The sequence below is a fragment of the Roseicyclus sp. genome, assembly GCF_052168335.1.
In the GTDB taxonomy this organism is placed as follows: domain Bacteria; phylum Pseudomonadota; class Alphaproteobacteria; order Rhodobacterales; family Rhodobacteraceae; genus Roseibacterium.
In genome coordinates, this window is sequence record NZ_JBQLZP010000386.1 from 1 (window position 1) to 1,737 (window position 1,737).

Annotated in this window: 2 protein-coding genes; both read left to right on the forward strand. The window is 71.7% G+C overall.

The features are described 5' to 3' along the window. On the forward strand, positions 1-236 hold a 236-nt coding region (locus ACTS11_RS11890), incomplete at its 5' end, for an ABC transporter ATP-binding protein (RefSeq protein WP_442640528.1). A 15-nt stretch (positions 237-251) separates the two neighbouring features. Further along, the gene (locus ACTS11_RS11895) at positions 252-1,697 is read left to right on the forward strand and encodes an aldehyde dehydrogenase family protein (protein WP_442640529.1); all 1,446 of its coding nucleotides are present in this window, start codon (positions 252-254) and stop codon (positions 1,695-1,697) included. The last annotated feature ends 40 nt before the right edge of the window (positions 1,698-1,737 follow it).

Consider the following 1,737-nt stretch of genomic DNA (forward strand, 5'->3'; position numbering starts at 1 on the left):
ACGCCGCCCAACGCATCCTCGACCTGCTGGCGGAGCTTCAGGACAGTTACGGGCTGTCCTACCTGTTCGTCTCGCACGACCTGACTGTGGTTCGCGCGATCACCGACCGGGTCATGGTCATGCAGTCCGGCCGCTTCGTCGAGACGGGCGCGACCGAGGCCGTCTTCTCCGACCCGCAACACCCCTACACGCGGGCGCTTCTGGCCGCCGCGCCGAAGCTCGACTTCGCGTCCTGACGAAAGGCTCTTCGCATGCAACCCTGGTTCGACACCGACAAGGTCTTCATCGGCGGGCGCTGGCAGCGCTGCGCCTCGGGCGGGACGCTGCCCATGTCCGACCCCTCCACGGGGCGGGAGATCGGACGCATCGCCCGCGGGGGCGCGGAGGACATCGACGCCGCGGTCGAGGCCGCGCGCAAGGCGCTGTCGGGCGATTGGGGTCGGCTGACCGCCGTGGAGCGCGGACGGCTCCTCGCGCGGCTGGGCGCGCTGGTGCTGGAGCATGCCGACGCGCTGGCCGAAATGGAGGCGACGGACGTCGGCAAGCCGCTGACGCAGGCGCGGGCGGACGTGACCGCGCTGGCCCGCTACTGCGAGTTCTACGCGGGCGCCGCCGACAAGGTCATGGGCGAGACGATCCCCTTCCAGCAGGGCTTCACCGTCTACACGCTGCGCGAGCCCATCGGCGTCACCGGCCATATCGTGCCCTGGAACTACCCGATGCAGATCATCGGCCGGTCGCTCGGCGCGGCGCTCGCCATGGGGAACGCCTGCGTCCTGAAACCGGCGGAGGAGGCCTGCCTGACCGCGCTCGCCTTCGCCGACCTCGCGCGGATGGCGGGCTTCCCCGATGGCGCCGTCAACGTCGTGCCCGGCCTCGGGGCTGAGGCGGGTGCCGCGCTGACCGCGCATCCGGGGGTCGGCCACGTCTCCTTCACCGGGTCCGTGGGCACCGGCCGCCTCGTGCAGACGGCGGCGGCGGCGAACCTCGTTCCGGTCACGCTGGAGCTCGGCGGAAAGTCGCCCCAGCTCGTCTTCGCCGATGCCGATATCGGCAAGGCGCTGCCCTTCCTCGTGAACGCCGGGCTCCAGAACGCGGGGCAGACGTGCTCGGCCTCCTCCCGCATCCTGGTCGAACGGCGGCGCTTCGACGAGGTGACGGAGCGGATGGCCGAGGTCTACCGCGGCAAGCTCGCCGCCCCCGCGATGTCCGACCGCGACCTCGGGCCTCTCATCTCCGCCCGCCAGAAGGAGATCGTGACGGGCTACCTCGACCTCGCGGGACAGGGACAACGCGTGGCCGAGGGGCGGGTCGCCCCCGACGCGCCCGACGGCGGACACTACGTCGCCCCCGTGCTCCTCGCCGGCCTCGCGCCGGAGGATCGCCTCGCGCAGGAGGAGATCTTCGGCCCCGTTCAGGTCCTTCTCCCCTTCGACGACGAGGAGGAGGCCGTCGTCATCGCGAACGGCACGCCCTACGGCCTCGTCGCGAGCGTCTGGTCCGCGGACGGCGGGCGGCAGATGCGGCTGGCCAAGCGGCTGCGGGCGGGGCAGGTCTTTCTCAACAACTACGGTGCCGCGGGCGGGGTCGAACTGCCCTTCGGCGGCACGGGCCATTCGGGACACGGGCGCGAGAAGGGGTTCGAGGCGCTCTACGGTTTCTCCAGCCTCAAGACGGTGGCCGCGCATCATGGCTAGGGCATCGGGTCTTTCGCCCCGCGCGGGGCGGGGATAGGCT

Excerpts from the sequence above, each read along its gene's own strand:
- ACTS11_RS11895 (WP_442640529.1), top strand. The coding sequence starts at position 252 with ATGCAACCCTGGTTCGACACCGACAAGGTCTTCATCGGCGGGCGCTGG.